Origin of the sequence: Arhodomonas aquaeolei DSM 8974, from assembly GCF_000374645.1 — a bacterium.
Classification (GTDB): Bacteria; Pseudomonadota; Gammaproteobacteria; order Nitrococcales; family Nitrococcaceae; genus Arhodomonas; species Arhodomonas aquaeolei.
The window spans coordinates 36,846-61,128 of the sequence record NZ_KB894815.1; the positions used below are offsets into that span (position 1 = coordinate 36,846).

At 70.5% G+C, this 24,283-nt stretch carries 23 protein-coding genes and 1 tRNA gene; 17 read left to right on the forward strand and 7 right to left on the reverse strand.

All coding sequences use genetic code 11. From position 1 onward, the window contains the following. The 12 genes from C516_RS0114420 (at window position 1) to C516_RS0114475 (ending at window position 13,082) form a co-directional block, all read left to right on the forward strand. Entirely contained in the window at window positions 1-957 is a 957-nt protein-coding gene (locus C516_RS0114420; RefSeq protein ID WP_018719119.1) for a branched-chain amino acid ABC transporter permease, read from the forward strand. Continuing rightward, window positions 954-1,697: an ABC transporter ATP-binding protein gene (locus tag C516_RS0114425; protein WP_018719120.1), complete on the forward strand. Its 744-nt coding sequence runs from the start codon at window positions 954-956 to the stop codon at window positions 1,695-1,697. The genes C516_RS0114420 and C516_RS0114425 overlap by 4 nt, the downstream gene beginning before the upstream one ends. Window positions 1,698-1,699: 2 nt before the next feature. Further along, entirely contained in the window at window positions 1,700-2,404 is a 705-nt protein-coding gene (locus C516_RS19660; RefSeq protein WP_018719121.1) for an ABC transporter ATP-binding protein, read from the forward strand. Then, window positions 2,401-3,876 (forward strand): aldehyde dehydrogenase family protein, encoded by a 1,476-nt coding sequence (locus C516_RS0114435; RefSeq protein WP_018719122.1) that lies wholly within the window; start codon window positions 2,401-2,403, stop codon window positions 3,874-3,876. Before C516_RS19660 ends, C516_RS0114435 begins: the two co-directional genes overlap by 4 nt. Before the next feature lie 178 nt (window positions 3,877-4,054). Then, window positions 4,055-4,804: a glucose 1-dehydrogenase gene (locus C516_RS0114440; RefSeq protein WP_018719123.1), complete on the forward strand. Its 750-nt coding sequence runs from the start codon at window positions 4,055-4,057 to the stop codon at window positions 4,802-4,804. A gap of 180 nt (window positions 4,805-4,984) precedes the next feature. Continuing rightward, window positions 4,985-6,775, forward strand: a complete 1,791-nt coding sequence (gene sdhA / locus C516_RS0114445) for a succinate dehydrogenase flavoprotein subunit (protein ID WP_018719124.1) — start codon at window positions 4,985-4,987, stop codon at window positions 6,773-6,775. Window positions 6,776-6,787: 12 nt separating this feature from the next. After that, the gene (locus tag C516_RS0114450; RefSeq protein WP_018719125.1) at window positions 6,788-7,375 is read left to right on the forward strand and encodes a cysteine dioxygenase family protein; all 588 of its coding nucleotides are present in this window, start codon (window positions 6,788-6,790) and stop codon (window positions 7,373-7,375) included. 5 nt (window positions 7,376-7,380) lie between these two features. Then, the gene (locus tag C516_RS19665) at window positions 7,381-8,994 is read left to right on the forward strand and encodes a rhodanese-like domain-containing protein (protein WP_051088248.1); all 1,614 of its coding nucleotides are present in this window, start codon (window positions 7,381-7,383) and stop codon (window positions 8,992-8,994) included. Beyond that, window positions 8,991-10,148: an acyl-CoA dehydrogenase family protein gene (locus C516_RS0114460; RefSeq protein ID WP_018719127.1), complete on the forward strand. Its 1,158-nt coding sequence runs from the start codon at window positions 8,991-8,993 to the stop codon at window positions 10,146-10,148. Before C516_RS19665 ends, C516_RS0114460 begins: the two co-directional genes overlap by 4 nt. Before the next feature lie 10 nt (window positions 10,149-10,158). Next, entirely contained in the window at window positions 10,159-11,292 is a 1,134-nt protein-coding gene (locus C516_RS0114465; RefSeq protein WP_018719128.1) for a CaiB/BaiF CoA transferase family protein, read from the forward strand. Beyond that, window positions 11,285-12,121: an HTD2 family dehydratase gene (locus tag C516_RS0114470; RefSeq protein WP_018719129.1), complete on the forward strand. Its 837-nt coding sequence runs from the start codon at window positions 11,285-11,287 to the stop codon at window positions 12,119-12,121. Before C516_RS0114465 ends, C516_RS0114470 begins: the two co-directional genes overlap by 8 nt. A 94-nt stretch (window positions 12,122-12,215) precedes the next feature. Next, complete coding sequence (locus tag C516_RS0114475; RefSeq protein WP_018719130.1) at window positions 12,216-13,082, forward strand: HpcH/HpaI aldolase/citrate lyase family protein; 867 nt, start codon at window positions 12,216-12,218, stop codon at window positions 13,080-13,082. A 15-nt stretch (window positions 13,083-13,097) separates the two neighbouring features. Here C516_RS0114475 and C516_RS0114480 read toward each other — a convergent pair whose 3' ends face one another. Together C516_RS0114480 and C516_RS0114485 are read right to left on the reverse strand one after the other, a co-directional pair. Further along, window positions 13,098-14,426 (reverse strand): ATP-binding protein, encoded by a 1,329-nt coding sequence (locus C516_RS0114480; protein WP_018719131.1) that lies wholly within the window; start codon window positions 14,424-14,426, stop codon window positions 13,098-13,100. Continuing rightward, window positions 14,423-15,082, reverse strand: a complete 660-nt coding sequence (locus C516_RS0114485) for a response regulator transcription factor (RefSeq protein WP_018719132.1) — start codon at window positions 15,080-15,082, stop codon at window positions 14,423-14,425. The genes C516_RS0114480 and C516_RS0114485 overlap by 4 nt, the downstream gene beginning before the upstream one ends. A 136-nt stretch (window positions 15,083-15,218) precedes the next feature. On the opposite strand from C516_RS0114485, the gene C516_RS0114490 reads away from it, so the two are divergent. The 4 genes from C516_RS0114490 (at window position 15,219) to C516_RS0114505 (ending at window position 19,681) form a co-directional block, all read left to right on the forward strand. Next, window positions 15,219-15,491, forward strand: coding sequence for a PepSY domain-containing protein (locus tag C516_RS0114490; protein ID WP_018719133.1), 273 nt, complete (start codon window positions 15,219-15,221; stop codon window positions 15,489-15,491). A gap of 4 nt (window positions 15,492-15,495) precedes the next feature. Beyond that, a complete protein-coding gene (locus C516_RS0114495; protein ID WP_018719134.1) occupies window positions 15,496-16,038 on the forward strand; it encodes a cytochrome b/b6 domain-containing protein in 543 nt (180 codons plus the stop codon). Window positions 16,039-16,250: 212 nt separating this feature from the next. Then, window positions 16,251-18,236, forward strand: coding sequence for a sensor domain-containing diguanylate cyclase (locus C516_RS19670; protein ID WP_169509154.1), 1,986 nt, complete (start codon window positions 16,251-16,253; stop codon window positions 18,234-18,236). Between the two features lie 131 nt (window positions 18,237-18,367). Then, a complete protein-coding gene (locus C516_RS0114505; RefSeq protein WP_018719136.1) occupies window positions 18,368-19,681 on the forward strand; it encodes a hypothetical protein in 1,314 nt (437 codons plus the stop codon). Between the two features lie 53 nt (window positions 19,682-19,734). Here C516_RS0114505 and C516_RS0114510 read toward each other — a convergent pair. Next, window positions 19,735-19,811: transfer RNA gene (locus C516_RS0114510), tRNA-Arg, on the reverse strand. A gap of 191 nt (window positions 19,812-20,002) precedes the next feature. Here C516_RS0114510 and C516_RS21425 point away from each other — a divergent pair. Beyond that, entirely contained in the window at window positions 20,003-20,497 is a 495-nt protein-coding gene (locus tag C516_RS21425) for a c-type cytochrome (RefSeq protein ID WP_018719137.1), read from the forward strand. A gap of 349 nt (window positions 20,498-20,846) precedes the next feature. Here the strand turns inward: C516_RS21425 and C516_RS0114520 are convergent, their stop codons facing one another. From C516_RS0114520 to C516_RS0114535, 4 genes are all read right to left on the reverse strand, one after another. Then, window positions 20,847-21,314 carry a DUF6789 family protein gene (locus tag C516_RS0114520; RefSeq protein ID WP_018719138.1) on the reverse strand — a complete coding sequence of 156 codons (468 nt, stop codon included), beginning with the start codon at window positions 21,312-21,314 and terminating at the stop codon, window positions 20,847-20,849. A 140-nt stretch (window positions 21,315-21,454) separates the two neighbouring features. Continuing rightward, the gene (locus tag C516_RS20605) at window positions 21,455-21,868 is read right to left on the reverse strand and encodes a cupredoxin domain-containing protein (protein ID WP_018719139.1); all 414 of its coding nucleotides are present in this window, start codon (window positions 21,866-21,868) and stop codon (window positions 21,455-21,457) included. Between the two features lie 45 nt (window positions 21,869-21,913). Next, complete coding sequence (locus tag C516_RS0114530; RefSeq protein WP_018719140.1) at window positions 21,914-22,879, reverse strand: hypothetical protein; 966 nt, start codon at window positions 22,877-22,879, stop codon at window positions 21,914-21,916. Window positions 22,880-23,450: 571 nt separating this feature from the next. Next, window positions 23,451-24,038: an RNA polymerase sigma factor gene (locus tag C516_RS0114535; RefSeq protein ID WP_018719141.1), complete on the reverse strand. Its 588-nt coding sequence runs from the start codon at window positions 24,036-24,038 to the stop codon at window positions 23,451-23,453. Window positions 24,039-24,283 lie beyond the last annotated feature (245 nt).

The following is a 24,283-nucleotide window of genomic DNA, read 5'->3' on the forward strand; positions in this document are numbered from 1 at the left end:
ATGCGCGGCGGCCGGTTTCTGTTGCTCGGGGTGGTGGCGCTGATCGCGCTCATGCCCCTGTTCGCGCCCTGGAGCAAGACCTTCCTGGTGCTGGCGATCGCCAAAGGGCTCGCGGTGCTCGGCATCGTGGTGCTGCTGCGTGCCGGCCAGGTCTCCTTCGGGCACGCCCTGTTCTTCGCGGCCAGCGCCTACGTGGCGGCCTTCGCCGCGCGGCTGCTCGGTGGCGGCGAGCTGCTCACCCTGCTGGTGATCGGCGCCCTCGGCAGCGGCGTGCTGGGCCTGCTGGTCGGGCTGTTCGTGGTGCGCTACCGCTACATCTTCTTCGGCATGCTCAACCTGGCGTTCTCCATGGTTTTCTACGCCGTGCTGGAGAAGTTCTACCACTACACCGGCGGCAGCGACGGGCTGATCCTCTCGCGTCCGAGCGTGCTCGGCATCGGCCTGGAGCGGCTGCCCTTCGAGTACACGCTGTTCTACGTCGCCCTGGCGACGGCGGCTGTGCTCGGCTGGCTGGTGCACCGCTACCTCAACTCGGCACCGGGCCGGGCCCTGGCGGCGATCAAGACCAACGAGACCCGCCTGGAGTACCTGGGCATCTCGGCGCGGGGCACGCTGCTGGTGGCCTACGTGATCTCGGCGATGCTCGCCGGCGTGGGCGGCACCCTGGCGGCGGTCATGCAGGGCCTGGTGACGCCGGAGTATGCCTACTGGGTGCGCTCCGGGGAGTTCGTGTTCATCGCCATCCTCGGCGGGGCCGGCCACGTGCTGGGCGCGTTCGCCGGGGCGCTGGTCTACGAGGGCGTGCGCATGTACCTCGCCGTGCTCGCCGCGGACATGTGGCAGCTGCTGCTGGGCGTGGTCCTGCTGGTGATCGTGCTGTTCGCCTCCGAGGGGCTCGTCGGCCTGTGGCACCGGATATCCGGCCGGTTCGCGCCGGCGGGGAGGGAGGCATCATGAGCCAGGCACTCATCGAGGCCCGTGACCTGCACATCGAGTTCGGCGGGGTGAAGGCCGCCGACGGCGTGGACCTGTCGGTCCACGAGTCAGACCATCTCGCGATCATCGGCCCCAACGGGGCGGGCAAGACCACGTTCCTCAATATCTGCACCGGCTACCTGCGGCCCAAGTCCGGGACGGTGCGCTTCGACGGCACCGAGATCACCGGGCGCAGCCCGCGCTGGATCACCCGGCGCGGCATCGCCCGGGCGTTCCAGATCCCGCAGCTGTTCCTCGAGCACACGGTGATCGAGAACATGCTCATCGGCGCCGCCGCCCGGGACCGGGTGCGCTCGCTGTGGCGGCCGCTGTCCGCGTCCACAGCCCGCGACGAGATGATGGAGCTGCTCGAGCTCATGGGCGTGGCGGACGTCGCCGCCCAGGTGGTCACCGCGCTGCCGGAGGGCCAGCGCAAGCTCATCGACATCGCCCTGGCGCTGGCGCTCAAGCCGCGGGTGCTGCTGATGGACGAGCCCACCAGCGGGGTGAGCTCCCAGGAGAAGTTCCAGGTGATGGACACCCTGCTGCGGGTGCTCGCCCACCAGCAGGTCACGGCGGTGTTCGTCGAGCACGACATGGAGATGGTGGAGCGCTACGCCGAGCGGGTGGCGGTCTGGGACGCCGGGCGCATCCGTATCGAGGGGACGCCCGCCGAGGTGCTCGCCGACGCCGGCGTGCAACGCGACGTGATTGGGTTGTAGCCATGCTGCGATTTGAAGGCATCAATGCGCGTATCCAGGGGGTGCCCGTCCTGCGCGACGTGGACTTCACCCTCGAGCCCGGGGCGACCGTGGCGCTGATCGGGCGCAACGGCGCGGGCAAGACCACGACCCTGCGCACGGTCATGGGGTTCATCGCCCCGGACAGCGGCTCGCTGTATCTCGGCGATCGCTGCATCGACGACATCCCCGCCCACGCCCGGCCTGGTCTGGGGATCGGCTACGCCCCCGAGGACCGGCGGCTGTTCTCCGCGTTCAACGTGCGCGAGAACATCCTGCTGCCGGCCCGCGCCGCGCGGGTGGCACCGGAGGAGATCCGGCGCCGGCTGGACGGGGTCTACGAGATCCTCCCGGAGCTCCGGGACATGGCCGAGCGCCCCGGCGGCACGGTCAGCGGCGGCCAGGGCAAGATGGTCGCCCTCGGCCGGGCGCTGATGATCGGCACCCGGGTCGTGCTCCTCGACGAGCCCTTCCAGGGCCTCGCCCCGGCACTGGCCAACCGTTACGCGGAGGCGCTGCGCACCCTGCGCGAGCGTGACCGAGACATCACCCTGGTGATCACCGAATCGAACCCGGCGCTGTTGCGGCAGTTCGCCGACCGGACACTCGTCATAGAGCGCGGCGAGGTGAGCGAGGGCAGCCTGGAGCGCAGCCACGCGGACGCCGCCACACAGGAGGAGATTTCATGACCCGCACGAAGCTCGACATCTCGCCGGACGGCGAAGCGGTCACGATCCTGATCGACAACCAGTGGCGCGCCGCCGCCGGTGGTGGCGCGGTCGCCGTGCACGCGCCCTCGGACGACGGTGCGTTCGCGCAGATCGCCCGCGGCGGTGCCGCCGAGGTGGACGAGGCCGTCGCCGCCGCCCGTCACGCCTTCGAGGAGGGCGAGTGGGGCCGGCTCACCGCCATCGAGCGCGGCCGGCTGCTGATGCGCGTCGGCGAGCTGATCCAGGCCAACGCCGAGGAGCTCGCCCAGCTCGAGAGCCGGGACACCGGCAAGCCGCTGAGCCAGGGCCGCGCGGACATGGTCGCCGCGGCGCGCTACTTCGAGTACTACGGCTCGGCGGCGGACAAGGTCCACGGCGAGACCATCCCGTTCCTCGACGGCTACACGGTGATGGCCCTGCGCGAGCCCTTTGGCGTGACCGGTCACATCATTCCGTGGAACTACCCGGCGCAGATGTTCGGGCGCTCGCTCGCGCCCTCGCTGGCGATGGGCAACGCCACCGTGCTCAAGCCCGCCGAGGAGGCCTGCCTGCTGCCGCTGCGCATCGCCGACCTCGCCATCGAGGCGGGCTTCCCGCCGGGGGCCATCAACGTGGTCACCGGCCTCGGCGAGGAGGCCGGCGCGCCGCTGGCCTCCCACCCGGATATCGACTTCCTCGCCTTCACCGGCTCCCCGGAGGTGGGGACGCTGGTCCAGCAGGCGGCGGCGCGCAATCACGTCGGCTGCGTGCTGGAGCTCGGCGGCAAGTCGCCGCAGATCGTCTTCGACGACGCCGACTTCGACGCCGTGCTGCCGGTGGTGCAGAAGGCCATCGTCCAGAACGCCGGCCAGACCTGCTCCGCCGGCAGCCGGGTGCTGGTGCAGGAGAGCGTTTTCGACGCCTTCATCGAGCGCCTGACCGCCGCCTTCGGCGAGCTGGTCACCGCCAGCCACGACGCGGACGCGAACTGTGGGCCGCTGGTCAGTCGCGCCCAGCAGCAGCGGGTGCAGCGCATGCTCGCCGACGCGGAGGCGGACGGCGTGCCGGTGATCGCCCGCGGGCGCATCGCCGAAGGCACGCCGGAGCAAGGTTACTACGTCGCGCCGACGCTGCTCGGGCCGGTGCCGCGGGAGCACACCATCGCCCGTGAGGAGGTGTTCGGGCCGGTGCTCTGCGCCATTCCCTTCCGCGACGAGGCGGACGCCGTCGCCCTGGCCAACGGCACCGACTACGGCCTGGTCGCGGGCATCTGGACCCGCGACGGAGCCCGCCAGATGCGCATGGCGCGGCGGGTGCGCGCGGGGCAGGTCTTCGTCAACGGCTACGGCGCCGGCGGCGGCATCGAGTTGCCCTTCGGTGGCATGAAGAAGAGCGGCCACGGGCGCGAGAAGGGCTTCGAGGCGCTGCGCGAGTTCTCGGTGGTCAAGACCGTCGTGCTCAACCATGGCTGATGCGACGGCAATCGGAGCGCGCGGGTGGGAGGGTCCCGCCGGGACCGTCTGCGGCCATGGATGGCCGCAGTCGAGCGTACAGGGAGGTGTTCACAGCGTGTCCCGGCGGGATCCTCTCACCCCGCGCGGCCCAAACCCCGGTCACATATGAATGAAGGATAGCGAGGAGGAGAGTCCCATGAGGATGAAGGACAGGATCGCGGTGGTCACGGGCGCGGCGTCGGGTTTCGGCGCGGAGATCGCCCGGGTGTTCGCCCGCGAGGGCGCGAAGGTGGTGGTCGCCGACCTCAACGAGGAGGGCGCGAAGGCCGTCGCCGCCGAGATCGGCGACAGCGCCATCGGCGTGCGCGCCGACGTCGCTAACCGCACCGACGTGAAGGCGATGATCGACACCGCCGTCGAGCGCTTCGGCGGCTTCGACACCATCGTCAACAACGCCGGCTTCACCCACGTGAACCAGCCGATGATGGACGTCACCGAGGAGGACTTCGACCGCTGCTACTCGGTCAACGTGAAGTCCATCTACCTGGCCGCCCTCGAGGCGGTGCCGCACTTGCGCAAGCGCGGCGGCGGCAACATTATCAATATCGCCTCGACCGCCGGTGTCCGGCCGCGCCCTGGGCTGACTTGGTACAACGGCAGCAAGGGCGCGGCCATCGTCACCAGCAAGTCCATGGCCGTTGAGCTGGGCCCGGAGAACATCCGGGTCAACGCCATCTGCCCCGTGATCGGCGAGACCGGGATGCTCGAGCGCTTCATGGGCGTGCCGGACACCCCGGAGAACCGCAAGAAGTTCCTCGCCACCATCCCCCTCGGGCGCATGTCTCGCCCCGCCGATGTGGCCAACGCCGCGCTCTACCTCGCCAGCGACGAGGCCGAGTTCATCAGCGGCGTGGCACTGGAGGTGGATGGGGCGCGCTGCGTGTGAGCGCCGCGCGGTTCGGGGAGGGACGGTGCGGCGGCGGACACGCCGTGAATACCTCCCTGTACGCTTGACTACGGCCATCCCCGGCCGCAGTCGGTCCGCCGCCGCACCGTCGTCCCTCCCCGGTGGCCCGCCGTCCCCTGCCGGGACGATCCGTGACTGAAAAGGAGTGACAACACGCCCATGTCCGCCGAGCCGACCATTGAGCACAACCACGACGTGGTGGTCGTTGGCGCCGGAGGCGCCGGCCTCCGGGCCACCCTGGGCATGGCCGCCCAGGGGCTAGACACTGCCTGCGTGACCAAGGTCTTCCCGACCCGCAGCCACACCGTGGCCGCCCAGGGCGGCATCGCCGCGGCGCTGGGCAACATGGATGAGGACGACTGGCGCTGGCACGCCTACGACACCATCAAAGGCTCCGACTGGCTGGGTGACCAGGACGCCATCGCCGCCATGTGCGAGGCGGCGCCGGCGGCGATCACCGAGCTCGAGCACTTCGGGGTGCCGTTCTCGCGCACCGGCGACGGCCGGGTCTATCAGCGGCCCCTGGGCGGGCACAGCACCCGCTTCGGGGAGGGCCGCGCCAACCGCGCCTGCGCCGCCGCCGACCGCACCGGCCACGCCATCCTGCACACCCTCTACCAGCAGTCGCTCCGGCACCGGGCGGAGTTCCACATCGAGTTCTTCGCCATCGACCTGATCATGGACGGCGACGGTGCCTGCCGCGGCGTCGTCGCCCTGGAGCTCGCCACCGGCCGCGTCCACCGCTTCCGCGCGCGCATCACCGTGCTCGCCACCGGGGGCTACGGGCGTGCGTACTTCTCGTGCACCTCCGCGCACACCTGCACCGGCGACGGCGCGGGCATGGCCCTGCGCGCCGGGCTGCCGCTGCAGGACATGGAGTTCGTGCAGTTCCACCCCACCGGTATCTACGGCTCCGGGTGTCTGATCACCGAGGGCGTGCGCGGCGAGGGCGGCTACCTCACCAACGCCGACGGCGACCGGTTCATGGAGCGCTACGCGCCCAACGCCAGGGACCTCGCCTCCCGCGATGTGGTCAGCCGTGCGATGACCGTGGAGATGCGCGAGGGCCGGGGGGTCGGCGAGCGCGGCGATCATATCCATCTCCACCTCGCCCACCTGGGCCCGGAGGTCATCAACGAACGCCTGCCGGGGATCGTTGAGACCGCGCGTATCTTCGCCGGGATTGATGTCACCCGCGAGCCGATCCCGGTGCTGCCCACGGTCCACTACAACATGGGCGGCATCCCCACGAACCGTCACGGCGAGGTGGTCGCCCCCCGTGACGGCGACCCGGAGGCGGTGGTCCCCGGCCTCATGGCCATCGGCGAGGCCGCCTGCGTGTCCGTGCACGGCGCCAACCGCCTGGGCTCGAACTCGCTGCTCGACCTCATTGTCTTCGGCCGCGCCGCCGCGCTTCGCGCGGCCGAGGTGCTGCGCGGCGAGGGCCCGGACCGCGGCGCTTTGCCGGCGGCGGCATCGACGCCAGCGATCGAGCGCCTGGAGCGGTTGCGTACCGCCGACGGCGAGACGCCCACCGCTCGCCTGCGCGATGGCCTGCAGCGGGACATGCAGGACTACGCGGCGGTGTTCCGCACCGGCGAGACCCTGGAGGAGGGCTGCCGCCGGATCGACGCCCTGCTGGCGGGCTTCGCCGATGTGTCGGTCACCGACCGCGGGCGCATCTGGAACACGGACCTGATCGAGACCCTGGAGCTGGAGAACCTGCTCGGCTGCGCCGCGGCCACCGTGCACGCCGCCCGCCACCGCACCGAGAGCCGCGGCGCCCACGCCCGCGAGGACTTCCCTGATCGGAATGACACCGAGTGGATGCGTCACAGCCTCGCCTGGCTGGACGCGAACGGCGCCGTGCGCCTGGGCGAGCGCCCCGTGCGGCTGCAGACCGGCACGCCGGAGTTCGCCAGCGTCGAGCCGGTGGCCCGGGTGTACTGAGGAGGCAAGGCAATGGACACGCAGGCGAAACGTGAGGCCCGGGTGAACGAGACCCTGGCACGGGTGCGGGCGCTGCTGCCCGGCGAGGTGCGCGAGCGCGAGCCGCTGGGCCGGGCCCTGGAGGCCCTCATCGAGCTGGCCCGCGAGCCCGCCCTGTGGGGCGAGGCGGATTTCCCCGCGCCGTCGGTGGACGAGCGCCAGGCGCGCTACCTGCTGAGCGAGGACCCGGACCGCCGCTATGCCCTCTACCTGAACGTCATGCGCCCGGGCAAGCGCATCCCGCCCCACGACCACACCACCTGGGCGTGCGTGGCCGCGGTGGAGGGCGTGGAGCACAACACCCTCTACCGCCGTCTCGACGACGGCTCGGTCGAGGGCCGTGCCCGGCTGGCCGTGCGCGAGGAGGTCGAGCTCGCCCCGGGCAAGGGTGTGGCGCTGCTCGCCGACGACATCCACTCGGTCCGGATCCCGCCGGGCGGGGTCATCCGCCACCTCCATCTCTACGGCCGTGCGCTGGAGACGCTCACCGGGCGGACGCGCTTCGATCCGGAGGCCGGTACCTGCGCGCCCATGGACATCGGCGTGCAGACCCGGCGGTGATGCGCATGGACACCCTCAGCCCCCGCGAGCTCAAGGCCCGGCTCGACGCCCGCGAGACGCTGGCGTTGCTGGACGTCCGCGAGCCCGGCGAGTTCGGCCTGCGCCACCCCTTCTGGGCGGTGCCCCTGCCCTACGGCCGCTTCGAGCTCGACCTGCCCCGGCTCGTCCCCGACCCCGGTGTACCGCTGGTGATCGCCGACGAGGGCGGCACAACGGCCCGGCTCGCGGTGCGCCGGGCGCGGGCGCTCGGCTATCGGCGGGTGTTCGGGCTGGAGGGAGGGCTGCGCGCCTGGCGCCGCGCCGGCTACGGCGAGTTCGCCGGGGTCCACGTGCCGAGCAAGGCCTTCGGCGAGCTGGTGGAGATGCGCCGGCACACGCCAATGATCGACGCCGGCGAGCTGGCCGCGCGTATCGAGGAGGGCGAACGCTTCCACCTCTTCGACGCGCGGCCGCCGGCGGAATACCGGCGCATGAGCATCCCCGGGGCGCGCTGCTGTCCCAACGTGGAGCTGCCCGTGCGCCTGGAATCGCTGGTCACGGACCCCGATACCCCCATCGTGATCAACTGCGCCGGGCGTACCCGCGGCATCATCGGCGCCCAGACGCTGATCGAGCTCGGCGTGTCCAACCCGGTCTATGCCCTGCGCAACGGCACCATGGGCTGGGAGCTCGCCGGCCTGACCCGCGCCCACGGGGCGGAGGACGTCGTCGCCACGGACGCGCCCGCCACGCCGTCGCCGGGGCTGCGCGCGCGCATCCGCGCGCTCGCCGCCGATGCCGGCGTGAGCGCCGTCACCGCCGGTGACGTCACCGCCTGGCGGGCCGCCGGCGAGCCCGTCTACTGCCTGGACGTGCGTCAGCCCGGCGACCCCGCCGCGCCGCCCCTGCCGGGCACCGTACGTGCCCCGGGCGTGGAGCTCATCCAGGCCACCGAGGCGTGGATCGCCGTGCCCACCGCCCGGGTCGTGCTGGCGGACGACGACGGCGTGCGCGCGCCGTTGTGCGCCTACTGGCTGCGCCTGATGGGGCTGGACGCGCGGGTGCTGCCAGTGGCGGAGACGGCGTTGCTGCCGGACGCACCGGCGCCGGCCGCGCTGCCGGCGCTCGCCCGCTGCGAGGCGGTGGCGGCGGTCGCCGAGGATGCGGGCGGCGACGGGCCGCCGGTCCTCGACCTGCGCGGCAGTGCCGCCCACCGCCACGGCCACCCGCCGGGGGCGCGCTGGCTGACCCGCTCCCGCCTCGGCGAGTTCATCCCCGTGCTGGCGCGGGAACGCAGCGGCGTGCGCCTGCTCGCCGACGACCCGGATCGTGCCGCCCTGGTGGCGGGCGACCTCGCTGATCACGGTATCGACGGCGTCGCGCTGATCGACGGCGGCCTGGACGCCTGGGCCGCCGCCGGCGGGCCGGTGGTGGAGACGCCGGACGAGCCGCCGGACCGGGCCTGCATCGACCGGCTGTTCTTCGTCCACGACCGCCACGACGGCAACCTCGATGCCGCGCGCCGCTACCTGGAGTGGGAGCAGGGCCTGGTGCCGCGCCTCGACGCCGCCGAGCGGCAGGCATTCGCGCGGCTGGACCCGGCGCGCGATCCGAGGACTCATGCAGGGGAGGATCGATGAACGAGCCCGACACCATCCGCGAGATACGCGACGCCGTTGCCCGTCTGTGCAGCGACTTCCCGGGCAGCTACTGGCGCGAGCTCGACGCCACCCGGGGCTATCCCGACGCGTTCGTGCGGCGGCTCACCGAGGACGGCTTCCTCGGGGCGCTGATCCCGGAGGCATACGGCGGCGCCGGGCTCGGGCTCACGGCGGCGGGCGTGATCCTCGAGGAGATCGCGCGCTCCGGCGGTCATCCCGGGGCCTGTCATGCGCAGATGTACACCATGGGCACGCTGCTGCGCCACGGCTCGCAGGCGCAGAAGTCGGCGTACCTGCCGGGCATCGCCTCCGGCGAGCTGCGCCTGCAGGCCTTCGGTGTGACCGAGCCCGGTGCCGGCACCGAGACCACCGCGATCCGGACGTTCGCCGAGCGCCGTGGCGATCGCTACGTGATCAACGGCCAGAAGGTGTGGATCAGCCGCGTCGAGCACTCCGACCTGATGCTGCTGCTCGCGCGCACCACGCCCCGGGACCAGGTCTCGCGCAAGACCGAGGGGCTGAGCGTCTTCCTCGTCGATCTGCGCGAGGCGGCGGGCAACGGCCTCACCGTCCAGCCCATCGAGACGATGATGAACCACCACACCACGGAGCTGTTCTTCGACGACCTCTCGGTGCCCGCCGACGCGCTGATCGGCGAGGAGGGGCGCGGTTTCCGCTACATCCTCGACGGCATGAACGCCGAGCGCATCCTGATCGCTTTCGAGTGCATCGGCGATGCGCGCTTCTTCATCGAGCACGCCAGCGCCTACGCCAGCGAACGCGAGGTCTTCGGGGCGCCCATCGGGCGCAACCAGGGCGTGCAGTTCCCCATCGCCCGGGCGTACGCGGACATGCGGGCCGCCGAGCTCATGGTCCACGAGGCCGCCGGGCGGTTCGACGCGGGCGAGTCCTGCGGCGCCGAGGCCAACATGGCCAAGCTGCTCGCCGCGGACTGCTCCTGGCGGGCCGGCGATACCTGCCTGCAGACCCACGGCGGCTTCGGTTTCGCGCGCGAGTTCGACATCGAGCGCAAGCTCCGCGAGACCCGGCTCTACCAGGTCGCGCCCGTCTCCACCAATCTCATCCTCGCGTATCTCTCGGAACACGTTCTGGGGATGCCGCGGTCGTTCTGAAGGAGTCACCATGGATACGCAGGCCCAGGACAAGCCGCTCGCTGGCTCGCTGGTCGTCTCGCTGGAGCAGGCGGTCGCCGCGCCGGTGTGCACCGCCCGGCTGGCCAATGCCGGCGCCCGGGTGATCAAGATAGAGCGCCCCGAGGGCGACTTCGCCCGGGGCTACGACGAATACGTCAAGGGCGAGGCCACCTACTTCGTATGGGCCAACCACGGCAAGGAGTCGGTGTGCCTGGACCTGCGCGACGACGCCGACCGCGCCGTCTTCGAGGGCCTGCTGGAGCGCGCCGACGTGTTCGTGCAGAACCTCTCGGTCGGCGCGATCGACCGCCTCGGCTACGGCTGGGAGGCGCTCAACGCCCGTTTCCCCCGGCTGATCGTCTGCGGCATCTCGGGCTACGGCGAGGACAACGCCTACGCCAGCATGCGCGCCTACGACATGCTCATCCAGGCGGAGAGCGGGCTCTCCAGCATCAGCGGGCGCGGGCGCATCGGCGTGTCCATCGCCGACATCGTCACCGGCATCAACGCCTACGGCGCCATCCTGGAGGCGCTGATCCGCCGTGAGCGCACCGGCGAGGGCGAGCGCCTGGGGGCGTCGCTGTTCTCCAGCATGGCCGACCTCATGGCCGTGCCGCTGCTCCAGACCCGCTACGCCGGGGAGGCGCCGGCGTACATGGGCATGCGCCACCCCTCCATCGTGCCCTACGGGGCGTTCCCCACCGCCGACGGCACGGAGGTGGTGATCTCGATCCAGAACGAGCGGGAATGGGAGCGGCTGTGCCGGGACGTGCTCGGGCGCCCGGATCTGTTCGAGGAGCCTGCCTTCGCCAGCATCGCCCGGCGTACCGCCGAGCGCGAGCGGGTCGAGGCGGCCGTCGCCGAGGCCACGGCCGCCCTGTCGGAGGCGGCGCTGATCGAGCGCCTCGACCGGGCGCGGATCGCCTACGGCAAGCTCAACGAGCCCGCCGACGTGCTGGACCACCCGGCCCTGCGCCAGGCCCATGTGGCCCTGGCCGGCGGTGCCGACGCCGAGATCCCCGCGCCGCCGGTGCAGGCCCGGTGGTACGGTGACCACCTCGGCCGTTGTCCGTCGCTGGGCGAGAACACCGAGGCGATACGCCGGGAGTTCGGCCATGAGTGAAACCGACCCGCGGGCGTGGATCGGGCGGACCCGCGAGGGTGTCGATACCGTCGACGCCTGGCGCGTCGCCGCCTTCAATGCGGCCCTGGACCGGGAGGCGTCCCTGCCCGCGGACGGCACGCCGCTGCCGCCGTGCTGGCAGTGGCTGCTGTTCCCGCCGCTCTACCGCGCCTCCGCCTCCGGTGGCGACGGTCACGAGCGCCTCGGGGCCTTCCTGCCGGCGCTGCCGGCGGGCCACCGGCGGATGTGGGCGGGCAGCCGGATGACCATCGAGCGGCCGCTGCAGGTGGGCGAGCGGGTGCACTGCCGCTCCACCGTGGCGGAGGTGGTGCCCAAGGCGGGCCGCAGCGGGCCGCTGGTGTTCGTCACCGTCAGCCACGAGATCGAGGGCGAGCGCGGCGGGCGCATCGACGAGGCCCAGGATATCGTCTACCGCGCCCCGGCACCGGGCGGCGGGGCGGACACCGCCGGGAGCGACGACATGCCCGAGCCCGCGTGGCGGGCGACCTGGCGCCCCGACCCGGTGCTGCTCTTTCGCTACTCGGCGCTCACGTACAACAGCCACCGCATCCACTACGACCGGTCCTACTGCACCGGCGTCGAGGGCTATCCGGGGCTGGTCGTCCATGGCCCCCTGATGGCGACGCTCATGCTCGACCTGGCCGTGCAGCAGCGCGGGACGCCGGTGCGCCGGTTCGAGTACCGCTCCCGCGCGCCGGTGTTCGACGACATGGCCTTCACCACCGCCGGCGTGCCCGAGGACGACGGCGCGCGCCTGTGGGTCACCCGGCCGGACGGGGCGCTGGCGCTGACCGGCCGGGTGGAATGACCGCGGAGACGGGGACAGGGCGGGCGTATCGCGGCCTCACCGCCCCCGTCGCGAGCCGGGCCGCCAGAGCGCCCGGCGGAAAGGGAGGAACGAGATGACGCAATGGCCCGGCTGGCGGTCGCTCCTGTTCGTGCCCGCCGACAACGAGCGCCTGCTGGAGAAGGCGGGACGGCGTGGTGCCGACGCCTGCATCCTGGATCTGGAGGACGCCGTCGCCCCCGGGCGGCGGCCGGCGGCGCGGGCCGCCCTGCCCGAGGCGGTCGCCCGGCTGGCGGCCGACGGCGTCGCCGTGCTGGTGCGCGTCAACGCCGGCACCCGGGAGCAGGTCCACGACCTGGAGGCCGCCGTCGGGCCGTCGCTGGCGGGCATCGTGCTGCCCAAGGTCGAGCACGCCCACGAGCCCGTGGTCACCGACGGCATCCTTACCGAGCTGGAGACGGAGCGGGGGTTCGAACCGGGCGGAGTGCCGGTGATCGGCATGATCGAGAGCGCGCGGGGGCTGCTGGCCGCGGGCGGGCTGGCCGCGGCCACGCCGCGTCTCGCGGCCCTGGCCCTGGGGCCTGAGGACCTGGCCCTGGACCTGGGCGGCACGCCCGGGGCGGCGCTGCTCACCGAGCCCGCCCGCCGCGTCGCCTGGGCGGCGCGGGCCGCGGGGATCGAGGCGATCGGCTTCCCCGGCTCCATCGCCAACTACACCGATACCGGGCGCCTGAGCGCCGAGCTGGAGACGGCACAGGGGCTCGGTTTCTCGGGGGCGCTGTGCATCCATCCCGCCCAGATCGGGCCCGTCCACGCGGCGTTCGCGGTCAGCGAGGCGGACCTGGACTGGGCGCGGCGCGTGGTCGATGCCGCCCCGGCGGATGGCGCGGTGTTCTCCGTGGACGGCCGGATGGTGGACCGCCCCGTGCTCCTGCGCGCCCGGGCGCTGCTGGCCCGCGGTGAGCGCCAGCGGGGGCGATGACCGGCGTGCCCGCGCTCATGCCGGATGGGTGCCGTCCGGCAGGGTGACCACTGCCTCGACGCCGTCGGCACGGCCGGGGGCGGGGGAGTTCAGGGTCACCGAGGCCCCGGCGCCCTCGGCGATCGCCTCGACGATGGCCAGCCCGAGCCCGGTGCCGCCGGGCCGGGTCGTCCCCCGCCGGAAACGCGCCCGCAGTTGCCGGAGCGTGGTGGCGGGGATCACGGGCGAGTCGTTGATCACCCGCAGGCGCCGGGCGCCGTCCACCACCACCGCCACCCGGCTGTCCGCCGGGCTGTGGCGCAGGGCGTTCTCGATGAGGTTGCGCAGCAGGATGGCGAAGCCGTCGGGATCCAGCGCGCCGGCAAGCCGCACGCCGTCCGGTACCGTGAGTGTCACCCGATCGCCGCTGCCGGCGTGGCGACTGAACTCGTCGACCACCAGGGCGAGCACGTCGTCGAGGGGCTGGAGCGTGTCGGCGGCGAAGACCCCGGCCTCGGCGCGGGCGAGCTGCATGAGCTTCTCGGAGACCCGGGCGAGGTGACGCAGGCCGGCCTCGATGTGCCGCGCGCGCTCGCGCACGGCCGGGTCGCCGGTGTCGGCGAGCAGCCGCTGGGTATGGCCCAGGGCCCCGGCGATGGGCGTGCGCAGCTCGTGGGCGCTGTTCGCGGTGAAGCTGCGTTCCGCCGCCAGTGCGTCACGCAGCCGTGCCATCAGGCGGTTGACGGCATCCGCCAGCGGACGGATCTCCGCGGGCAGGCCGCTCGCGGTCAGTGGGGCCAGATCGCCGGGGGCGCGGCGTTCGATCTCGCCGCGCAGCGAGAGCACCGGCGCTGTGGTCCGGCGCACCAGCCACCACACGCCGAGCAGGCTCAGCGGCACCAGGAACGGCAGCGGCAGGAGCAGGCTCAGCGTCGTTTCCATCGCCGCCTCGCGGCGGTGGGCGAGGGGCTCGGCGACCTGGATGAGCAGACCGGTGTCGGCGTCGCGCTCGGTGAACACCCGGTGCGACGCGGTCGTGACGAAACCGGGCCGCAACGGTGCGGGGAAGCCGGTGTCGCGGGCATTGCGGGAGCTCAGCACCACCCGGCCGGCGGCGTCGCGGACGCGGTAGGTGAGCAGCCCCTCGCCGGCGCCGACCGTCGTCGGTTCCCTGCCGGCCGGCCCCGCGGCCCCGAGCGCGAGCAGCCGGTGTGCGGCCTGTGCCAGGGACTCGTCATAGGCCTCGTTGAGCTCGTGACGAACCAGCACCCACGACAGTGCCGTGGCTACCAGCCACAGTGTGAGCACACCGGCGGTGAGCATCCCCGCCAGACGCCGGCGCAGGCTGAAGGCCCTGCCGTTCACGAGCGCACCATCCGGTAGCCGAGGCCTCGCTCCGTGGCGATCAGGCCTGTGCCGAGCTTCTTGCGCAGCCGGCTGATGTAGACCTCGATGGTGTTGCTTTCCACCTCGGCACCGAAGGCGTAGAGCCGGTCTTCGAGCTGGCCCCGCGAGAGCACGCGCCCGCGGTTGTGCGCCAGCGCCTCCAGCAGGGCCCACTCGCGCTGGGTCAGGCGTACCGGCTCGCCATCGCGGTGGACGGTCCGCGCGGCCTCATCGATCACGACCCCCGCCACCTCGATCCGCGGTCCGGCGTCGCCGGCGCTGCGCCGGCCCACGGCGAGCACGCGGGCGGAGAGCTCGGCGAGATCGAAGGGTTTCACCAGATAGTCGTCCGCGCCGGCCCGCAGGCCGCGGATCCGGTCCGATATCTGGTCCCGGGCGGTGAGGATGATCACCGCCAGCCGCTCGCCGCGCCCGCGCAGCTCGCCGAGCAGCGTGAGCCCGTCGCCGTCGGGCAGCATCAGGTCGAGCAGGCAGAGGTCGTAGGCCACCGCCGCCAGGGCGGGCCGGGCCCGGCAGAGGTGATCCACCCGGTCGACGGCGTGCCCGTCGGCGGCGAGCTGATCGACGACGGCGGTGCCCAGGCTCGCGTCGTCCTCCACCAGCAGTATGCGCATGGCCGTCCCCTTCGGTGTCCGGGCGCCGATTGTAACCCGGACACCGGCTTCACGATTCGTCACCGTCTTTCAGGATCCTGTCAGGTTGCGCCGGGATGATGGCCACCGTCATTCGGTGATTGAAGGAGCTTGAGTGATGAAGCGCGGACTTGTGCTTTCGATGGTGATGCTCGGTGTCGCGGCGGCCGGTGCGGCGCAGGCGGCGGACGGCTGTGACGTGCCGAAGTCCGAGTGGCAGAGCCGGGATACCTTCCGACAGGCGCTGATGGACAAGGGCTGGGAAGTGAAGAGCATCCGCACTGAGGATGGCTGCTACGAGGCGTACGCGTACGACGAGAACGGTGACCGGGTGGAGGCCTATTTCAACCCGAAGACGCTGGAGCCGGTGCGCGTCAAGGGAGAGGACTGACGCGATGGGCGAGCGCACGATCCGTGTGTGGGACCCGGCAGTCCGGGTCTTCCACTGGGGGATGGTCACGGCGGTGACCGTGGCCTGGCTCACCGGTGACGAGTGGGGGGAAATCCACGAGTGGGCCGGCTATATCGTGGCCGGGCTGATCGGCTTCCGGCTGCTCTGGGGGCTGGTCGGACCACGCTACGCCCGTTTCACCCAGTTCGTGCGCCCGCCCGCCACCGTGCTGCGCTATATCGTCGATATGGCATCCGGTCGTGAGCGTCGCCACCTCGGGCACAATCCGGCCGGGGCGGCGATGATCGTGGTGCTGCTGCTCGCGCTCGCGGGCACGGCGCTGACCGGCTGGATGTACACCCTGGACGCCTTCTGGGGGGTCGAGTGGGTCGAGGAGACTCACGCCTTCCTGGCGAATTCGCTGCTGGTGCTGATCGGTCTTCACGTCGCGGGCGTGGTCCTGGCCAGCGTTCGTCACGGTGAGAACCTGGCCCGCGCCATGGTTACCGGGCGCAAGCGGGAGCCGGCGGGAGAGGACGTCGGCTGAGCAGTCCACGGCCGCCGCGGACGGGGGGAAATCGTTATCATTAAGCACAGGTGTCTGATTCACTAAACATCTCACCTGTCTCCGCTGCTTGGCATAATGCCGGGCATGCGAATTGATTCACACACGTATCCTTCCCGGCTCGTCGCTCCCGGCGGGCACGGCCGGTGGGGGCTGCCTGCAGGTGCGCTCGCCGGCCCCGGGGTGGGCGGCGTGTGACGACGGGCCGACCCGCTGAGGGAGAGATATCCGGCGAGCATGCGCTGCGGCGGCGGCTTGCAGCACTGGAGGGGTTCGTCGAGGCCGCCCCGGTGGGCCGTCTTCAGGTCACTGCGGAGGGTGCGGTCGCCGAGGCCAACCCCGCCGCAGTGCGATTGACGGGCGTCGACGAACCGGTTGGCCGGCATATCGTGGCACTGCTCGATCCCGGCGCCGTGTGCTCTTCCGCGTTCGAGGCGGTGCTCGCCGGCGGCGAGGGTGTGCTGCGACTGTGTCTGCCCGTGCCCGGCGGCGTGCCGGGCCGGTGGCTGGTCGTGACCGTCCGGGCGCTGGAAGACGGGGCCGATGTGATGCTGGAGGCCCTGGACGAGCGGCGCGAGGCGGTGCAGCGCAGCCGTGCCGAACGGACGTATTTCCGGCAGAGCTTCCACCTCAACATTGCCCCGAAGCTGCTCATCGAGGCGGCGACGGGGCGTATCGCGGACGCCAACGACTCGGCCCTCGCGTTCTATGGCTATACCCGCGGTGAGATCACCACGCTGCACGTCGGCGATCTGAACACGCTTGCCCCGGACATGCTGACGGGGGAGATCGACCGGGCCCGCCGGGAGCAGGAGCGCTTCTTCCGCTTCCGCCACCGTACCGCGAACGGTGAGCTGCGGGAGGTGGAAGTGTACTCGGGACCCGTGTTCATCGACGGCCGGGAGTACCTCCACTCCATCGTTCACGATGTCACCCGCGCGCATCGCTATCAGCAGTGGCTGGAGCGCTACCGGCGGATCTTCGAGTCGCTGCCGGTGGGCGTGTACAGCAGCCGCCCCGCTGACGGCGGGCGGGTCACCGATGCCAATCCCGCGATGGCCCGGATCCTCGGGGCGGCGACACCCGATGAGCTCATCGGCCGGTCCGCCGCCTCTTTCCACCCCGATTCCGCCCAGGCGCGTGCAGTGGCGGCCGAGCTGATGCGTGCGGGTGTGCTGCGTGCCCGCGAGCTGCCGCTGCGGACGCTGGACGGACGGGAGGTCTGGGTCGCAGTCACCGCGCGGGTCCGCGACAGCGCCGGCGAGCGCTGGATCGACGGGATCGTGGAGGACATCAGCGAACGGCGGGCGCTTGCCGCCGAGCAGCGGCTACTGGCCAAGGCCTTCCGCACCAGCCAGGCGCTGATGATCACCGACGCGAACGGCGTGATCGAGCGCGTGAATCCCGCGTTCACCACCCTCACCGGCTACCCGGCGTCGGAAGCGGTGGGGGCGACACCGGCGTTGCTGCGCTCCGGGCACCACGATGAGGCGTTCTTCGCGCGCATGTGGACGGCGGTGCGCGAGCACGGCCGGTGGGAGGGCGAGATCTGGAACCGGTGCCGCGACGGTGTCGTCCAGCCCCACTGGGAATCGATCGCCGCTGTCTACGACCATGCCCGGCGGGTCGAGCATTACGTCTGCGTGTTCCACGACATCAGCGAGCACAAGCGTCTGCTAACGGAGCTCGAGCACCTGGCCACCCACGACCGGCTTACCGGTGTCACCAACCGCGGCAGGCTCTACACGCTGCTGCAGGCCGCGGAGTCGGCGTTCACGCGTTACTCGACACCGTTCTCCGTGGTGCTTTTCGATATCGACTGGTTCAAGTCCGTGAACGACCGCTTCGGTCATCCGGTCGGCGACCGTACCCTGATCGAGCTCACCCACAGGGTCGCCGCGATCCTCCGCGAGGCGGACCAGTTCGGGCGCTGGGGCGGCGAGGAGTTCCTGGTGCTGGCCGCACACACGGATCTCCGCGGTGCGACGGTGCTTGCCGAGCGGATCCGCCGTGCCGTCGCCGACGCCCCGTTCCCCGGCGTCGGCCCCGTCTCGGTGAGTCTCGGGGTGGCGGAGATGCGTTTCGGCTGGACCCTGGCAATGCTGACCGAGCGCGCCGATGCCGCCCTCTATGAGGCGAAGGCAACGGGACGCGACCGGGTCGTCGTGGCACCGGCCTGAGCCCGTCGACGCAGGCGCGTGCGTATTCCACGAGGCAGTCAGTCTGCGACGCACCTCCCAGCCGGCAGGCCGGGTAAGCGCGCTACCATGAGGGCCCTGTAGGCTGTATCGAAGGGAGGGCCCCAGGTGCGATGAAGGCACTCCGTGGCCGTCGCCGGGTGACGGTCGTGCTGGCTGTCGCGGTGCTGCCCGCGCTGATGGCGGGAGCGGCCGCGGCAGATGAGGCCCTGCGTGTCGAGCGGCGCGGCATCGAGGGGGATCCGGTCAGCGTAAGCGCAAGTGAGGCCTTCGCGGCCGACGAGCTGCATCTGCGCAGCGACCGGCGTCTCTCCGCCTACGGCACGCTGCGGGGGGATTTCTCCGGCGCCCTGGCCGGAGACGACGGCCGTTACCGCAGTGGTAGCGTGCGCCGTGCCAGCCTCACCTGGGAGAACGACCAGGCCCCCGTGCCCTTCCGTGTCGAGGCGGGAGACCTCTCGGTGGACACCTCCGCGCGCACCTTCAACCGCTCCATCGATGGTGCGTCGGTGCTGTTCCGCCCGCGTACCACCGGGCCGAGCCAGTCGATGCGGCTGTTTTCCGGCAGCGGCGAAGGCGGCGGCTCACGCTACAGCGGCGGGCGCTGGCGTATCGAGGACACCATCGTCGGTGCCGTGTCGCTCTCGGCGATCCGCTACGACGGGCCGGCGGCGGAGGTGCCAGCGCTGGAAGGCATCAACCAGGACGTCGGGAGCCTGAGCTGGCAGAGGAATCTCACCGTCGCCGGCCAGCGGCTTTCCATGGAGATGGAGTACGGGCGTTTCAGTGGTGACTACGACGCCGCCGGCGGGCACGGTCACGCCGACACCGCCCGGTTCCTGGCGTTGAGCGGTGAAGGCGGGATGTTGCCGTATGACTGGCGGCTGTCCTACGAGCGTTACGGCGAGGATTACCGGCCCGCGGGAGCCGACATCCCGGCGGACCAGCGCATCACCGCGCTGCAGGGGGGCTGGCGCCTGGCCGGCGGGCTCGCCGCGCGGGCCCGGGTCCGTTACGTGCGCGAGGCGCTGGAGAGTGACAACCCGGTGGATGTCCGGCTGACCGGGCTGTCGCTGACCGGGTCGATGGGGCCCGGCGACTTCTCCACCGATGCCTTCGTGAGCCACCGCGAGGACGAGCTCGGCGAGATCGAGCGTGTGACCCGGGCCCTCAGCGCGAACTACGTCTGGCAGCTGATCCGCCACGCAACCCTGCGTGCCGGACTGGCCGGTGGCATGACCCGCAACCGGATTGAGCACTCGGTGACACGCCACCGCCGGGCGAGCATTGCACTGGACTGGCGCCTGTGGGGCGGGGCGTGGCGGGCGAGCCTGTCGTCGGTGTTCGCGGTCCGCTACGAGGACGGCGTGATCGACTATCGCGGTGTCCGGCCCACGCTGGGGCTGAGCTACGTGCCCGGGCCGTGACCGTGCGGACCCTAACGAAAAAGCCCGGTGCGCGGCCGGGCTCATCGCGAATCTGGCGCGCCCGGCAGGATTCGAACCTGCGACCTTCGGCTCCGGAGGCCGACGCTCTATCCAGCTGAGCTACGGGCGCGTTTAGAAGGCACAGAGTATCGCGTCGCCGGGGTGATGTCCAAGCATCGGTACGGGCTGTGGCCGGCGAGTTTTCGCCACTGGCCATTCTCGATATACTCTGCCCTCGTTTCCGTTCGGGGTCCCTGCCCCTTACTCCGCTAGCAGGCCCGGCGTGGCCGGTGTCTGGCACTGACTCTTTGGGGGGACGCGGTGAGTCGCCAGGAAGACAGAAAGTTCATTCGCAATTTCATCGTCGTCATCGGCGGCCTCGTGGTGACGGCGGTGGTGCTGGCCATCATTGCGGCAACGCTTTACGACGGCAATACCGAGGAACGCCGGCAGTTCACGGCCGAGCGGGCGGCGCAGAACCTCCAGCCGGTCGGCCAGGTCCGTCTCACCGGCGAGGCCATGCCGGAGATCGCATCCTCCGGTGGCCAGGAGGAGGCGAGCAGCGGGCCGCGTTCCGGCGAGGAAGTGGTGAATCAGGTCTGTGCGGCCTGTCACCAGAGCGGGACTCTGGGTGCGCCGAAGATCGGTGACAAGGCGGCCTGGTCGCCGCGCGTGGAAAAGGGCATGAAGACCTTGCTGACCCACGCCTCCAACGGCTTCAACAACATGCCGCCCCAGAAGGGGTCTGCCTCCGAGGAGGAGATCCGCAAGGCCATTCAGTGGATGGTCGATCAGGCCGGCCTGACCGTCCAGTAGCCGCGTTTCCGGGGGTTCTGAGGCGCTTTCGCCCCCACCACGTGCATGTCCGCCGCCCGCCGGGGCGGTGGATGTGGCACGGCGCCGACGACCGCCTCACGCTTATGATTATCAATGGCCCCTAAAGCCTCGCCCGGGCAGATCCGGGCGTCATGGGCATCGGGTTGCTGACCGGGGCGGGCCGGGGCCACCGTGTCGTTGACGCTGGTGGCCTCGGCCCGTCCGATCTCCTCTTGTGGATGCCTTGGTTGAGTACGAGCGGCTCCAGGTATCCGCCTGATAAGGCGGTCGCGTCCTGCAGTCGCTCTATCGGCGGGATTTCCTTTGAGGGAACGTGTCCCTACGCGGTTCATCCATGGTCAGGTATGACGCCGCCATCCCTTGCCGCCAGTCCTGCGTATGCGTAACCCAGAACGCCGCCGTAAACCCAGTGCAACACGAGCGTGGCGACGGGGGCACCGATGCCGATACCCAGGCCAAACAGGCCGGCCCCCGCCATCGGCATGATCAGCACCATCATTAAGAGCCAAGCGGCCGTGCCGAAGACCAGGCCTCGTACCACGCTGCTACCGGGAAGGCGGTCATGGACCAGTGCGAATAGCCCGCCCCAGACCACCGTGCCGATGAGGAGATGAATGACCCAGCCAACCAGTGGGTGAGGTGTGGTCCCGATGATTTGATGGCTCATGGCCGTAAGCATCTTGATGGCGTTCATGGCGGGCATCATGCCCATGGCGGCCTTCAGGACCATCAGCACAGAGAGTGCGATGGTTGCGAGAAGACCCGCACCGAGTCCGCGTCCGATGTCAGTTTTCATTGATTCCTCCACACGTAATGTTGCTTGGGCGCCATTCGCCAATGGCGTGTTACGGTCTGTTTGCGCCGGACCGTTGCTTGTCCGGTCGATCCCTTCTCGCGGCGGATACGGCGGCGCACTGGCGCCGCCGTTCCCGGCGGTTAGCCGCCTACTTCCACCCCGCCGGTCATGCCAGCCTGCTTGTGGCCGGGCACCGTGCACCAGAATGGATAGGTCGCCGCCTTTTTGGCGGTAAATTCAATGGTATCCGTCGCACCGCCTTGAATGGTTTCGGTTTTCAGCCCGAGTTTGGGAATGGTGAGGTTGTGGCTCAAAGCCCCCGCGTTCTTGAACACGAGGGTGACGTGCTGGCCCTTCTCCACGTGGATTCTGCTCGGCGAGTACTGGAATTCCTTGCCAACCACGGTGATGTGGCCGCTCTCGGGCACATCCATCACCGTGCCCTTATGACCGTCCCCATGGGCGGTGGCCACGTTGGTCCCGAGGAAAAGGACACCCATCACAAGTGCGACCCGCGATGTGGTGACCGGTAGCCGTGTCTGCCTGGCGTGCATGAGACCTCCGCTCGATTGTTCGTTGAGGGCGACGAAAGCGGCCGCCTAGAGCGGCTGAACCGCGCCGACGTTGTCCTGCTCGAACATGATGTGCATGAACGGCTGCGTCTTGCCGTTGGGCAACTTGAAGGCGGTCTTCAGCGGCTGGAATACCGGGCCCTTGCCGTGTACGACCTTGAGCGGCAGCACGATAAGGTGCGTGTGTGTCGCCTGGCCTTTGATCAGTCGTTGATCCGGCGCCAACGGCATCTCGTTGTTGAGCGGCAGGTGGTAGTTGCGATCGCGCACGACTTCCGTGGTCATCATGTGCATCACCACGTTTTTATCGGCGAGCTTGTCGTCGATGTAGACGTCGCCCATACCCCAGAACGCTGCATGCGTCTTGACCTTCGGCATTAGCGGCGATCCGGTGCCGGTCAGGCCGTGGTGATAGGACTCGATCATCACCCCACCCTGTGTCCGGTAGCCGGGGAAGGGCGGTTTGAGGACCTTCTTCAGTACCACGCGGTAGTTGTGGCCCTGGGGATCCGAGAACTCCGCGGTCATGCTCGCGGTATCGGGTGTGCTGGGCGGTGTGCCGGGCGGATCCTGGGCAACGCGGTCCTTGTAGTGCGCCGTGAAGCTGCCCTGGACGATGCGCCCATCGTCACCGAACGGCGTTGGTGCGTCGATCCACCAGCTCCCGTCACTGTGCCGGTTGCGCGCCTTCAGGGGCGCGGCGACTAGGATCGGGAGCTTTTTCAGGGTCTCCGGAACCGCGGGTGGCATTTGGCCTGCGGCGACGGCCTGCTTGGCGGCCTTGAGCTTGGGTGCCAGGGTCATCTTGGGGGCGTTCGGCGTCCCGAAGACATCGGGGCTTAGCTGCCGTGGCCCGGGCATTACCCAGTAGACGACCTTGCCGCGGGGCTGTTCGACCCGGCGCTCCCGTGGGAGCGCGACGTCGCTAAGCTGTGGCTGGGCACCATTGTCGTAGATGTCTTTCCCGTGCGTGGCGGCGTTGCCATCTGCCATGGCTTCACCCCCGAGGGACTGACAGCCAGCTAGGCCGAGTCCCATTGCGACCAGCAGCGCGGTTACCCGTGTGTGCCGACCTCTGCTCACGGAATCGTTCATGGTTCCATTCCTCCCTGGTGCCCACCGGGGCCGCGACACAGCGGGATGAATGAGATGCCCGATGGGTTAAGGGATTAGTCGCGCCGGGGACGGGAATCTTACATACTGGTGGTGCAGATCATGCGGGCCCCAACGGTTGGGGCCCGTTGTGACAGCCAGAGCGTGGGGCATCGATGGCGGAGCCAGGCGTGGCCGCCACTGTCTGAAGGCAGGGGCTTGGGGCGGGTGGCTCACTCGCGTCGGCGCAGTTCACGACGAATTCGCTCGCGACGTTCGCCGGGCATCTCGCGGGTGGATGCTCCTTTTGCCACCGTGCGTATGCTCGAACGCAGCCATTGAAGCTGGCGCGCATAGCGCTGGCAGGCGGAACAGAGTCGGAGGTGTATCCGCACGCGCCAGCTTCGTGGCGTCGATGCGTCCATCTCCCTGGAAAGCCGCCGGCTTACCTCGCGGCAGCTGGGTAATCCCATCATCGCTTTGCTGGCCCCCCGAACCAATGCCGCTCCAGGCACCGGCGCAGGCCCAGGCGTGCCCGGTGCAGGAGCACATACACGTGATTGACGGACACGCCAAGGGCTTCGCTGGCGTCCTTGACTCTGACGTTGTCGACTTCCCGAAGGACGAAAGAACCCCGCTGTGCGTGAGACAAGCCCGCGAGGCAGTCGTCGAGTACGTCCATGAACGCTTCCGCCTCGTTGGTGGACAGGGGGTCGTCGCCCCAGGGACCCGGTATGAAACGCCAGTTCCCCCTGGAGTCGAAGTCATCCCCGTCGTCGCCATTGTCTCCCGGTGGCGCGACGTTCCGCGCCGGATCCCGCGACATCTTGCGCAGGAAGTCAACGACCTTTCTGCGCAGGATGCCGGTGAGCCAAGTGCGCTCACTGGCGTCGCCACGGTAGTCCGCCGCCCCGTGCCACGCGGCCAGCAGTGTCTCCTGCACGAGGTCTTCCGCCACGTCGGGATCGCCAGTGCGGCGCAGCGCAAAGCGGTACAGCGCGTCACCATGCGCGTCGAGCCAGTGCTCGGGGTCCAGGGTGTTGTCAGGCCCTACGTCCATCCGTGCCCCTCAGACGCGTCACTAATGGGTCCCAGATTAACAGGAATACACCACCGCCAGAACAAAGGTGCCAACGTCCCCGGTGGAGTCACGCGTCGGTATGACGGCAGGCAAGGCGCGACGCCCACGCCCTGGCTGACAGGGGCATGCACGGCGCTCGACCGGTAGGACGGCTGCGGTACGGCCTTGTTGATTGGCGGTTGCATGGTGGATTGCCGAGCCAGGGCGAGTCGCTGGTGCCAGTG